Consider the following 10,724-nt stretch of genomic DNA (forward strand, 5'->3'; position numbering starts at 1 on the left):
TAGGGTGACCTGATTATCGGGCATGGCGTCAGCCCGGAGGAGGTCGTATGAGGGAGCTCAGGGTCGTCGGACTGGACATCGACGGCAAACGCATCATCTGCGAAACCGGCGACTCCGGCGAGAAGTTCGCCCTCCGGTCAGACGACCGGCTCAAGGCCGCCGTCCGCGGTGACAGGGCCGGATCCAACCAAACCGCGATCGATGTCGAGGTCCCAAACATGCTGCGCCCGAGAGAGATTCAGTCAAAGATTCGCGCCGGCGCCTCAGTCGAGCAGGTCGCGTCGGCCGCGGGCGTCGACATCGGGCGCGTCGAACGCTTCGCCCATCCCGTATTGCTGGAGCGGGCCCGTGCCGCCGAGCTGGCGACTGCGGCTCACCCGGTGCTGGCCGACGGCCCGTCGGTGCTCACCCTGCTGGAGACCGTGACCTCGGCACTGATCGCGCGTGGCCTCGACCCCGAGGGCACCAACTGGGACGCATGGCGCAACGAGGATGGCCGCTGGACGGTTCAGCTCGCCTGGAAGGCCGGCTTGTCGGACAACGCCGCGCACTTCCGTTATGCGCCCGGGGCACACGGCGGCACCGTCACCGCCTTCGACGAGGCCGCGGCGGAACTGATCGACCCGAACTACTCGCGGCCACCGCTGCGGCCGTTGGCTCCTGTCGCGCAACTGGCACTCGAAGAGCCCGAGCCCGCACCGACGCCCGAGCCGGAACCTGTCGCCGAGACGCCTAAACCTGCACCAGCGCCCGCGGCGCCGAAGTCGCGCAAGGGCCGTCCCGCCGTGCCGGCGTGGGAGGATGTGCTGCTGGGCGTGCGCTCCAGCGGCCAACGCTGACCTTCGCCCTCTGAGGCTCCGAACTGCTGAGTCACACGGTGCCCGTGCCGGCCAGTGCCAGCAGCGCAACCCAGGCCGCAGCCACCCCGACGCCCGACCCCAGCACGAACCACCGCCATACCGGCACTTTGCGCCACCCCCACACCGTCGGCGCGAGTCCGCCGACGGCCACGAGATTGAGCCCCGCGGCGAGCAGCGGATGCACCCGGATGAGCCCGATGGTGAGCACGATGATGGCAGCTGCGATGACCGCGGCGACGAACGCCGCCACCGTGAGGCCGGTGGCCCAGGGCGTCTCGTCGTTCACCCGCGGAGCCTATCCCGCTCGTAGAACGCCAGCGCTGCAGCGGTGGCGACGTTGAGAGAGTCGGTGCCGCGCGACATCGGGATCCGCACCCGCACGTCGCTTGACCGCATGGTGTGCTCTTTCAGACCCGGCCCCTCGGCACCGACCAGGATGGCCACCCGGTGATCCGACAGCTGCGCCATCGCCTCGGCGAGCGTCTGGGCCGCAGGATCAGGAGTCATCGCCAGGATATGAAAGCCGCTGTCCTTCAACAGTTTCAAATCTTGCGGCCACTCCTGCGCTCTGGCGAACGGAACGAGCAGCGCGTGGCCCATCGACACCCGCACGGCGCGGCGGTACAGCGGATCGGCACAGCCGCTGCCGAACACCACAGCGTCGACGCCGAGCCCGGCAGCGTTGCGGAACACCGACCCCAGGTTTTCGTGGTCGTTCACGCCCTCCAATACCGCCACGGTGCGAGCACGGTGAAGGACCTCCGAAACTGAAAGATCGGGCGCGCGCGATGCAGATGCCAGCACACCCCGGTTCAGGTGGAACCCCACGGCCTCGGCCATGACCTCGGCACTCACCCGGTAGAACGGCGCCGCCAGCCCGCGGAGGTCATCACCGAGCTCGGCCAGGCGTCGGTCGGTGCCCAGGAGGGCGCGCGGCGCGAACCTCGACGCGATCATGCGCTGCACCACCAGCACACCTTCGGCGATGACCAAACCCTTACCGCTCGGCAGGTCAGGCCTGCGGTCCACGCTGTTCAGATCGCGGAAGTCGTCGAGCCGAGGGTCGGCCGGATCGTCCACGTCGATGACGTCGACATCGCCCGCGAAGCCGTTGCCCATCACGCGAATTCGGAGCGATCGGCGACGTGCACAGCGCTAGACACTACCCACGACCCCGTCGCGGTCGTTTAAGTTGGCAGGCAATGGACTCTGATGCAACGAACACCGAACCACAGCCGCCCCCGCTGCCCGCGGCGCTGCTCGCGCCGGTTCCGGTCATCGTGGCGATCACGTGTGCCTGGGTGATTGCCGCAGTGTTGGCCTTCACCGTGCCCGCGCTGCACGACTGGCGGCCCATCTCCGTCGCGGGGCTCGGCGTCGGCGTTCTTGGCACATCGATCTTTCTGTGGCAACGTCACTCCGCGCGCCGCGGAGACCGCGGCGCCCAACGCGGACTGACTTAGGGAGAAGCCATGGCAGCGCCGATTTTGCAGGCCGAAGTCGACATCAACGCCCCCGTGTCGAAAGTCTGGGAACTGGTGTCCGATTTGAGCAAAATGCCGCAGTGGAGCCCGCAGTGCCGGCTGATGAAGCCGGTCGGGCAGCTCCGTCAGGGCGCACGCACCGTGAATTTCAACCGCCGCGGTCTGCTCGTCTGGCCGACGACGTGCCGCATCACCGAACTCGTTCCCGAGAAAAAGTTGGCGTTCCGCGTCAACGAGAACCACACCGTCTGGAGCTACGAACTGGAGCCGACGGAGGCCGGCACTCGCCTCGTCGAGACGCGGCGCGCCGAGAACGGCACCACCGCGGTGTCGAACTTTCTCGTCGGAAAGTTCATGGGCGGTGTGCCGGGCTTCGAGGAAGAGCTCATCGCAGGCATGAACATGTCGCTGAGGCGGATCAAGGCCGCTGCCGAGAACTAGTTGTCCGCGCGCTCGACCAGATCGAGAACTCCGTCGTCGTACGGATCGAACAACGGAGAGCCTGCGCCCGGCGCCGCCGGAGTGTCCGAATGTGCGCCGCAACCGAACTCGGCGTCGACGACATGCCCGTCGGCGGCGTACTCGTTGGCGCACACCCCGAACATCACGCCGAGCGAACCGCCGAGCGGCACGTAATAGCCGCAGTCACGGCACATCCGCCGGGTGGCCCGCGCCATCGCAGAACCGGGACCGTAGTCACCGTCGTGCCAGCGCTGTGCGGCGTCGTTGCGTCCCCACAAGCTCAGCACCTGACGGCGGCCGAGTCCGACCTCGACGGCAACCTCGTCGATCTGCGGATCGCCGGTCGCCATGAATCCGGGCACCAGGCGGGGATCATCCTGCGGCGGGGCGAGTAGGTCACCTGGACTGAGGTCCCCGGGGCGCACCCGCTCGTCCCACGGAATCCACTTCGGCGCCAGCAGCGCCGTCGGACCGGGAACGAGGACGACCTCGCTGATGGTGGCGTGCGCGGCGCCTGGGCAGGCGGCAACGACCACGGCCCACTGCCAGCCCTTGTAACCGGGCATGTCGGCCAGAAAACGGTGGGTGGCAGCAGTCGGATCCTCAAAACCCGCACCGAGATATTCGCCGACGCTGTCCTCGCCGCTGAATTCGACGATCGCCGCACGGGCTGCGTCCACGGCGCCCAGCAACACAGCTTCCAGGTCGGGTGCGGGGGCGACGGACTCCGCCTCAGGCGTCGCCTCGTCAGGCGTTACACCCGCCGCCGCGTCGTTCTGATCAGGTTCGGTCATGCTGTCCATCGCCTCCAATCTTGCCTGAACCACGGAAGGGCTAGCCACACCGGTCACCTGCACGGCCGCAGTCGGGCCCATGGGGGAGAATCGAGCCGTGACCGGACCGCGGCGTGACCCCCGGGACCCTGACGGTCAGCAGGGTGGACGCTACTACCCGCCACGCCCACCTGCGGGAGAACACCCGGGGATGGCCAACTACCCGAGCGACCCGACGATGCGCCCCGGCAATCGCCGCCCGGGACGGCCGTACTCGCCGAACGACACCGGCAACCGCTGGTTGCCTCCGCTCGACGACAACGTACGTCGGAGCCACTCCTTCGACTCGCCCCCGAGCCGCGAGCCGGGCGGCGAGAAGGTGACGGTGACGCGCGCCGCCGCGCAGCGCAGCCGTGAGATGGGGTCGAAGGTCTACGGCATGGTGCACCGTGCCGCCACCGCCGACGGTGCCGACAAGTCGGGGCTGACGGCGCTGACGTGGCCTGTGGTCGCGAACTTCGCCGTGGACGCCGCCATGGCGGTGGCGCTGGCCAACACGTTGTTCTTCGCGGCGGCTTCCGGCGAGAGCAAGGGCAAGGTCGCGCTGTACCTGCTCATCACCATCGCGCCGTTCGCGGTCATCGCGCCGCTGATCGGGCCGGCGCTGGACCGGTTGCAACACGGCAGGCGCGTCGCCCTGGCCGCGTCGTTCGCGTTCCGCACGGTGCTCGCCCTCGTGCTCATCGCCAACTTCGACAGCGCCACCGGCAGCTTCCCGTCGTGGGTGCTGTATCCGTGCGCGCTCGGAATGATGGTGCTGTCCAAGTCTTTCTCGGTGCTCCGCAGCGCCGTCACGCCACGAGTGTTACCGCCGACGATCGACCTGGTGCGCGTGAACTCGCGTTTGACCACGTTCGGATTGCTGGGCGGAACCATGATCGGCGGAGGTATCGCAGCAGCTGCCGAGTACGGCTTCCAGCTGTTCCAGATGCCGGGGGCGCTGTATGTCGTGGTGGCCGTGACCGTGGCGGGCGCCGTTCTCGCGATGCGCATCCCGAAGTGGGTCGAGGTCACCGAGGGCGAGGTGCCCGCCACACTGAGCTACCACGGCCAGAGCGACGAGCTGCGCCGCGAACCGCACCGCGGCAACGACAAGGCGAGGCAGCCGTTGGGCCGCAACATCATCACGTCACTGTGGGGCAACTGCACGGTCAAGGTGATGGTGGGATTCCTGTTCCTGTACCCGGCGTTCGTCGCGAAGGCTCACGACGCCAGCGGCTGGGAACAGCTTCGGATCCTCGGAATCATCGGTGCCGCCGCGGCCGTCGGCAACTTCGGGGGCAACATGATCGCGGCCCGCCTCAAACTCGGCCACCCGGCGCGGCTGGTGGTGCGGTGCGCGCTGGCGGTCACGGTCATGGCGCTGGCCGCGGCGTTGACGGGCAATCTGATGGTGGCCGCAGCTGCCACGCTGGTGACCTCGGGCGCCGCCGCGATCGCCAAGGCATCGCTGGATGCGTCCCTACAGGACGACCTCCCCGAAGAGTCGCGGGCCTCGGCCTTCGGCCGCTCCGAGTCGCTGCTGCAGCTGGCGTGGGTCGCCGGCGGGGCCACCGGGGTGCTCATCTACACCGAGCTGTACGCGGGCTTCACCACGATCACCGCCATTCTGATCCTCGGGCTGGCCCAGACGGTTCTGAGCTATCGTGGCGAGTCGCTGGTACCGGGGCTCGGTGGAAACCGTCCCGTGCTGGCCGAACAGGAAGGCGTACGGACGGATGCGACGGTGACCCGCGAGTGAAACGTGTTGTCGCTGTTCTGGTGACGGTGGCGCTGCTCTCGATGGTCGGTGCGGGTGTACTGGTGTGGCGGCTGACCCGCGACCGATCACCTGAGCTGCCCGAGATCTCGGCGTTCTCTCACGGCCACCTCACCAGGGTCGGGCCGTACCGGTTCTGCCAGGTCTTCAACCCGACCGACTGCGTCGTCCCGGCGTCTCAGGGCGAGCTGCCGGTGACCGGGCGACACCCCGTGCAGTTGTCGATTCCCGAGAGCATCGCGCGAGCGCCGTGGGTGCTGTTGCGGGCCTACGAGGACGAAGACCTCATCGAGGAATTCCGCCCGGGCACCAGGCTGGCGGTGACGATCCCCACCGTCGACGCGCAGCGCGGTCGGCTCACCGGCATCGCGGTGCAGCTGCCGACGCTGGTGCGCGATGAGGCGGGCAACGAGTTCCCCGTGCCCCATGCAGAATGGTCGGTCCGCACGGTGTGGGACGAATCCGAGGAGTACCCGGAATCTTCAGCCGGCTGAGTGGGCGTCGGGCACGCGCTCGCCCTCGGGCGTCGGCCCGGGCGGCGTTCCGTCTCCGAAAGGTCTTCCGCCCAGCGCTTCTCGGCCATGGGGCGTCATCCAGTTCCGCAGGTCAGGGCCTTTCGGTACGACACCGGTGGGGTTGATGTCGGAATGCACGACGTAGTAGTGCTGCTTGATCTGCACGAAATCGGTGGTGTCGCCGAAGCCGGGCGTCTGAAACAGATCGCGCGCATAAGCCCAGAGCACGGGCATCTCGGAGAGCTTGCTGCGGTTGCACTTGAAGTGGCCGTGATAGACCGGGTCGAACCGCGCCAGCGTCGTGAACAATCGCACGTCGGCCTCGGTGATGGTGTCCCCTACGAGATATCGCTGGTTCTCCAGTCGATCCGTCAGCCAGTCCAGGGCGGTGAAGAGCCGGTCGTAGGCCTTTTCGTAGGCGCCTTGCGAGCCTGCGAAGCCGCAGCGGTAGACCCCGTTGTTGACCTCGGTGTAAATGCGCTGCGCGACCTCGTCGATCTCGTCGCGTAGCGGTTCGGGATAGAGCTGCGGCGCGCCGTCACGTTGGTAGGCGGTCCACTCCAGGGAGAAGTCGAGCGTGATCTGAGGGAAGTCATTGGTGACCACCTCGCCCGTGGGGATGTCGACGATCGCGGGAACCGTCACTCCCTTCTCGTAGTCAGGGATGCGCTTGTTGTACGCGTCGCGCAGGAAGTGGATGCCAAGCACGGGATCGACGCCGTCGGGATCGAGGTCGAAGGTCCAGCTGCGCTCGTCGTGAGTGGGACCGCAAAAGCCAATGGAGAGAACGTCTTCCAGCCCGAGGAGGCGCCTGACGATGATGGTGCGGTTGGCCCACGGACACGCCCTGGCCACCACCAGGCGATAGCGACCCGGCTCGACGGGGTAGCCGTCACGGCCGTCAGCGGTGATGCGGGTGTTGATGTAGTTGGTGTCCCGGTTGAACTCTCCGCCGGAGGTCTCGCTCGCCACGTAGCTCATGGGTCTGTTGATACCCCGCCGAATCTGAACATATAGCCGAGTTTTTGCGCTCAGACTCGGCGCTCGACGCTGCCGCGTACGAAAACTACGCGTCGAGTTCGCGGGCGACGGCCTTGACCACCTCGGATACTCGGCGTGCGACCTTGCGATCGGGGTACTTGCCCTTGCGCAACTCGGGCTGCACCGCGCCTTCCAACAGCGTGATCATGTCCTCGACCATGCCGTGCAGTTCGTCAGGGGTGTGCTTGTGCTCGACGGTCGCCGCTTCCCTGCGATTGCGGCTGACGCTCGGCGGCGGGTCGATCAGCTTCACCTGCAGCGCCTGGGGTCCCCGCCGGCCGGCGGCCACGCCGAACTCGACGCGCTGCCCCGCCTTGAGACCTTCGACACCCGCAGGCAACGCCGAGGACCGCACGTAGACGTCTTCGCCCTCCTCCTGAGAGAGGAACCCGAAGCCCTTCTCGGCGTCGTACCACTTCACCCGCCCGGTCGGCACTGGTCTCACCTGCTGTCTGTCTGTCTTACGTCGGCGTACATAAAGTAAGCGCCCCCGCCGGGACGCGTCCTGGGAGATCCTACTCGGACGGCGCTACGCCCAGCATCCCCTTATGTCGGTAGGCTGCAGGTCACCGCTGGAGGAAGAAAATGCGACTGATCCTGAACGTCATCTGGCTGATCTTCGGCGGCCTCTGGTTGGCGCTCGGCTATGTTCTGGCAGCCCTGATCTGCTTCGTCCTGATCATCACGATCCCGTTCGGATTCGCGTCGCTGCGCATCGCGGCGTACGCGCTGTGGCCGTTCGGCCGCACCATCGTCGAAAAGCCCGGGCCGCGCCCCGGCGCGCTCGTCGGCAATGTGATCTGGGTGATCGTCGCGGGCGTGTGGTTGGCGATCGGACACATCACCACGGCCATCGCGATGGCGATCACCATCATCGGCATCCCGTTGGCGCTCGCGAACCTCAAACTGATCCCTGTGTCGCTAATGCCCCTCGGTAAAGAAATCGTCCCGGTGGGCGAGGCCCACGGTCGCGTCGTCGGAACCGTGCCGTGACTGTGGCCCTCGGCGTGCCGTCAGTTCGGCGACCGCCGACTCCCGCACCTGCGGAGGGTCCGCTGATCGACACGTTCGGCCGCGTGGCGACGGACCTGCGGGTGTCGCTGACCGACCTGTGCAATCTCCGCTGCACCTATTGCATGCCCGCCGAAGGACTCGACTGGCTGCCGCGCGACGAGAAGCTGAGTTCCGACGAGCTCATCCGTCTGCTGCGCATCGCGGTCACCCGGCTGGGCATCACGAGCGTGCGTTTCACCGGAGGCGAACCGCTGGTAGTTCCTCATCTCGAGGACGTCATCGCAGCGACGTCGGCCCTGACGCCGCGTCCCGAGATCACATTGACGACCAACGGCATCGGCCTCGCCGGAAAGGCGGCCGGCCTCAAGCGCGCGGGATTGGATCGCATCAACGTCTCGCTCGACACCGTCGACCCTGCCCGGTTCGCCGCCATCACCCGGCGCGACCGCATCGACGACGTCCTCGCCGGTCTCCGTGCAGCCAAGGACGCCGGCCTCAAGCCGGTGAAGGTCAACGCGGTGCTGGATCCGGTCTCCGGGCTGGAGGACGCGGTCGCGTTGCTGAGGTTCTGCCTGGACCACGGCTACCAATTGCGCATCATCGAGCAGATGCCACTCGACGCCGGCCACTCCTGGCAGCGGGACCGCGCGCTGAGCGCCGACGACATCCTCGGTGCTCTGCAACGCCACTTCACGCTGTCGCCCGACCCCACGCCGCGCGGTTCCGCGCCCGCAGAGCTGTGGCGGGTCCACGACGGCGCCCGCGTCGCCGGTCTGGTCGGGATCATCGCGTCCGTGTCGCACGCGTTCTGCGCCACCTGCGACCGCAGCAGGCTCACCGCCGACGGGCAGATCCGTAACTGCCTGTTCGCGCGCGAGGAGACCGACCTGCGCGGGCTCCTGCGGTCCGGCGCCGACGATCAGGCTCTCGAGGCCGCCTGGCGTGGTGCGATGTGGGCCAAGGCTGCGGGGCACGGCATCAACGATCCCGACTTCGTCCAACCCGATCGTCCGATGAGCGCCATCGGGGGCTGATCGATGGCTGCTGACATTCGAGTGCGCATCACGGTGCGCTTCTTCGCCGCGGCGCGGGCGGCGGCAGGTGTGGAGTCCGAGACGGTCGACCTGCCTGCGGGTGCGACCGTCGACGACCTCGTGCGCGCATTGAAGGCGCGTGGTGAGGCTCTGGCCTCGGTGCTGGCCCGGTGTTCATATTTGCGTGACGGATTTGCGGTGAGGGATTCGACCGTTGAGCTCGGCGACGCGCAGACAATCGATGTTTTGCCCCCGTTCGCGGGCGGGTAGTCACGCTGTCGACTCAACCTATTCCGTGATTTACATCACATCACGGAATGGTCACGGGATGGCTACGACGAGGTTGAGGCGCTGGGCACCTGCAGGAACAACAGTCCCTCCTGGCCTTTTAGAGATTTTTTAGTATTTGCCGCCGCCGTAGACACGTCCGAGAGCAAAAGGTGACGGCACCCAAACGAGCCGTTACGGTTTTGAACCAGGCCAATCGATCCCCACATTCCGATCGGCCCGCCGCACCGCCAATCGCGCCGAGCTCCATCCATTGGTGTGCGGGGACAACGAGACATACCTGGATGGAGGCGGGGGACCCACTGGTCCACCGAAATTGGGAGACCTGGAACCGATTCGGTTCCTTGGGGTGAAGCCGTCGTCGTTACGACGAGGACGGCCGGGCAACCTCTCCAGCCCGAACCCGACAGCTGACCTCGCGGGCGCTTTCAGAGAGGAACCACGCGCACCTATGAGTGGACGGCACCGTAAGCCCGCTTCATCTGCCAAGAACGTCGCCAAGATTGCGTTCACCGGCGCAGTCATCGGAGGCGGAAGCCTCGCCCTTGCCGGCCAGGCCGGCGCAGCCACCGACAATGAGTGGGACCAGGTAGCCAGCTGCGAATCAGGCGGCAACTGGGCAATCAACACCGGCAACGGCTATCACGGCGGACTGCAGTTCTCACCCAGCACGTGGTCGGGCCATGGTGGCGGCGAATTCGCACCTGCCGCCTACCTCGCCACGAAGGAAGAGCAGATCGCGGTCGCCGAACGCGTCTTGGCGTCGCAGGGCAAGGGGGCCTGGCCGTCGTGCGGCGGGCCGCTCTCCGCCGCAACGCCGCGCAACGTCGTCGACGAGCCTCCTGCCCCTGCGCCGTTCGATCCGCTCGGCCTCAACGCCCTGCTTCCGCCGCCTCCCCCGGCTCCCTTCGCGCCTCCGCCGCCCCCGCCTGCTCCCGCGCCGTTCGACGCGATGGCCGCCCCCGCACCGCTGCCGCCGGCACCGCTGCCTCCACCGCCGGCGCCTGCCCCGCCGGCCCCGGTCGACATGCTCGCTGCCCCGGCCCCGCTGCCGCCTGCTCCCGAGGCGCCGCCTCCGGCTCCGGCCGACATGCTCTCGGCCCCGGCACCCGCACCGCTGCCGCCGTCCATTGGCCCGCTCAAGCTTCCGCCGCAGCCGCCCGCGCCCGCGCCGTTCGACGCGATGTCGGCGCCCGCACCTGTCGATCCGATGCCACCCGCGCCGGCGGTGGATGTCGCCAACGTCGCACCTCTGGACGCACCCCTCGGGGCGCCCGTCCCTGCCGAGGCCCCCACCGCGATCATCGCGGCCGCCAACTGGGATGCCGCCCCCGCTCCTGCGCCCGGCGGACCCGAAGTGTGGTCGCTCGGCGTCGACGCTCCGTTGCAGCCCGCTCCGGTCGTGCCGCCCGCTCCCCCGGCCCCCGCGCCGGC

Annotated in this window: 14 protein-coding genes and 1 riboswitch; of the genes, 9 read left to right on the plus strand and 5 right to left on the minus strand. The window is 67.9% G+C overall.

The window, feature by feature from the left end; translation table 11 throughout:
- The first annotated feature begins 47 nt into the window (after positions 1 to 47).
- Positions 48 to 839: a septation protein SepH gene (gene sepH / locus AWC12_RS01560; RefSeq protein WP_085171863.1), complete on the plus strand. Its 792-nt coding sequence runs from the start codon at positions 48 to 50 to the stop codon at positions 837 to 839.
- A gap of 31 nt (positions 840 to 870) precedes the next feature.
- On the opposite strand, the gene AWC12_RS01565 is transcribed toward sepH, so the two are convergent.
- Both AWC12_RS01565 and AWC12_RS01570 read right to left on the minus strand, forming a co-directional pair.
- Positions 871 to 1,146: a DUF2537 domain-containing protein gene (locus tag AWC12_RS01565; protein WP_085171865.1), complete on the minus strand. Its 276-nt coding sequence runs from the start codon at positions 1,144 to 1,146 to the stop codon at positions 871 to 873.
- Positions 1,143 to 1,979, minus strand: coding sequence for a TrmH family RNA methyltransferase (locus tag AWC12_RS01570; protein ID WP_085171867.1), 837 nt, complete (start codon positions 1,977 to 1,979; stop codon positions 1,143 to 1,145). Before AWC12_RS01570 ends, AWC12_RS01565 begins: the two co-directional genes overlap by 4 nt.
- Before the next feature lie 83 nt (positions 1,980 to 2,062).
- Here AWC12_RS01570 and AWC12_RS01575 point away from each other — a divergent pair, with 83 nt between their 5' ends.
- Positions 2,063 to 2,323: a DUF2530 domain-containing protein gene (locus tag AWC12_RS01575; protein WP_085171869.1), complete on the plus strand. Its 261-nt coding sequence runs from the start codon at positions 2,063 to 2,065 to the stop codon at positions 2,321 to 2,323.
- 9 nt (positions 2,324 to 2,332) lie between these two features.
- The gene (locus AWC12_RS01580) at positions 2,333 to 2,785 is read left to right on the plus strand and encodes an SRPBCC family protein (RefSeq protein ID WP_085171871.1); all 453 of its coding nucleotides are present in this window, start codon (positions 2,333 to 2,335) and stop codon (positions 2,783 to 2,785) included.
- Here AWC12_RS01580 and AWC12_RS01585 read toward each other — a convergent pair.
- Complete coding sequence (locus AWC12_RS01585; RefSeq protein ID WP_085171886.1) at positions 2,782 to 3,600, minus strand: DUF3027 domain-containing protein; 819 nt, start codon at positions 3,598 to 3,600, stop codon at positions 2,782 to 2,784. The two genes, AWC12_RS01580 and AWC12_RS01585, sit on opposite strands and share 4 nt — an antisense overlap.
- A 79-nt stretch (positions 3,601 to 3,679) precedes the next feature.
- Between AWC12_RS01585 and AWC12_RS01590 the strand changes: the two genes are divergently transcribed.
- Positions 3,680 to 5,380: an MFS transporter gene (locus tag AWC12_RS01590; protein ID WP_420087671.1), complete on the plus strand. Its 1,701-nt coding sequence runs from the start codon at positions 3,680 to 3,682 to the stop codon at positions 5,378 to 5,380.
- Complete coding sequence (locus AWC12_RS01595) at positions 5,377 to 5,892, plus strand: DUF2771 domain-containing protein (RefSeq protein ID WP_024445744.1); 516 nt, start codon at positions 5,377 to 5,379, stop codon at positions 5,890 to 5,892. The genes AWC12_RS01590 and AWC12_RS01595 overlap by 4 nt, the downstream gene beginning before the upstream one ends.
- Here AWC12_RS01595 and AWC12_RS01600 read toward each other — a convergent pair.
- A complete protein-coding gene (locus AWC12_RS01600) occupies positions 5,881 to 6,894 on the minus strand; it encodes a glutathione S-transferase family protein (RefSeq protein WP_085171874.1) in 1,014 nt (337 codons plus the stop codon). The genes AWC12_RS01595 and AWC12_RS01600 overlap by 12 nt on opposite strands.
- An 85-nt stretch (positions 6,895 to 6,979) precedes the next feature.
- Positions 6,980 to 7,390, minus strand: a complete 411-nt coding sequence (locus AWC12_RS01605) for a cold-shock protein (RefSeq protein WP_024445746.1) — start codon at positions 7,388 to 7,390, stop codon at positions 6,980 to 6,982.
- Between the two features lie 149 nt (positions 7,391 to 7,539).
- Between AWC12_RS01605 and AWC12_RS01610 the strand changes: the two genes are divergently transcribed.
- The 4 genes from AWC12_RS01610 to AWC12_RS31455 all read left to right on the plus strand — a co-directional run.
- Positions 7,540 to 7,947, plus strand: a complete 408-nt coding sequence (locus tag AWC12_RS01610; protein ID WP_024445747.1) for a YccF domain-containing protein — start codon at positions 7,540 to 7,542, stop codon at positions 7,945 to 7,947.
- A complete protein-coding gene (moaA, locus tag AWC12_RS01615; RefSeq protein WP_085171875.1) occupies positions 7,944 to 9,002 on the plus strand; it encodes a GTP 3',8-cyclase MoaA in 1,059 nt (352 codons plus the stop codon). Before AWC12_RS01610 ends, moaA begins: the two co-directional genes overlap by 4 nt.
- A 3-nt stretch (positions 9,003 to 9,005) precedes the next feature.
- Positions 9,006 to 9,272 (plus strand): MoaD/ThiS family protein, encoded by a 267-nt coding sequence (locus tag AWC12_RS01620; RefSeq protein WP_085171877.1) that lies wholly within the window; start codon positions 9,006 to 9,008, stop codon positions 9,270 to 9,272.
- 285 nt (positions 9,273 to 9,557) lie between these two features.
- Positions 9,558 to 9,731: riboswitch (cyclic di-AMP (ydaO/yuaA leader) on the plus strand.
- Between the two features lie 10 nt (positions 9,732 to 9,741).
- On the plus strand, positions 9,742 to 10,724 hold a 983-nt coding region (locus tag AWC12_RS31455; RefSeq protein ID WP_085171878.1), incomplete at its 3' end, for a transglycosylase family protein.

Source organism: Mycolicibacterium iranicum (assembly GCF_002101705.1).
GTDB lineage: Bacteria > Actinomycetota > Actinomycetes > Mycobacteriales > Mycobacteriaceae > Mycobacterium > Mycobacterium iranicum.

Bases quoted from the DNA above. Each gene is read 5' to 3' on its own strand.
- AWC12_RS01585 (WP_085171886.1), bottom strand. From the start codon at position 3,600: ATGACCGAACCTGATCAGAACGACGCGGCGGCGGGTGTAACGCCTGAC.
- AWC12_RS01575 (WP_085171869.1), top strand. From the start codon at position 2,063: ATGGACTCTGATGCAACGAACACCGAACCACAGCCGCCCCCGCTGCCC.
- AWC12_RS01610 (WP_024445747.1), top strand. From the start codon at position 7,540: ATGCGACTGATCCTGAACGTCATCTGGCTGATCTTCGGCGGCCTCTGG.
- AWC12_RS01600 (WP_085171874.1), bottom strand. From the start codon at position 6,894: ATGAGCTACGTGGCGAGCGAGACCTCCGGCGGAGAGTTCAACCGGGAC.
- AWC12_RS01570 (WP_085171867.1), bottom strand. From the start codon at position 1,979: ATGGGCAACGGCTTCGCGGGCGATGTCGACGTCATCGACGTGGACGAT.
- AWC12_RS01620 (WP_085171877.1), top strand. From the start codon at position 9,006: ATGGCTGCTGACATTCGAGTGCGCATCACGGTGCGCTTCTTCGCCGCG.
- sepH (WP_085171863.1), top strand. From the start codon at position 48: ATGAGGGAGCTCAGGGTCGTCGGACTGGACATCGACGGCAAACGCATC.
- AWC12_RS01590 (WP_420087671.1), top strand. From the start codon at position 3,680: ATGGGGGAGAATCGAGCCGTGACCGGACCGCGGCGTGACCCCCGGGAC.
- AWC12_RS01580 (WP_085171871.1), top strand. From the start codon at position 2,333: ATGGCAGCGCCGATTTTGCAGGCCGAAGTCGACATCAACGCCCCCGTG.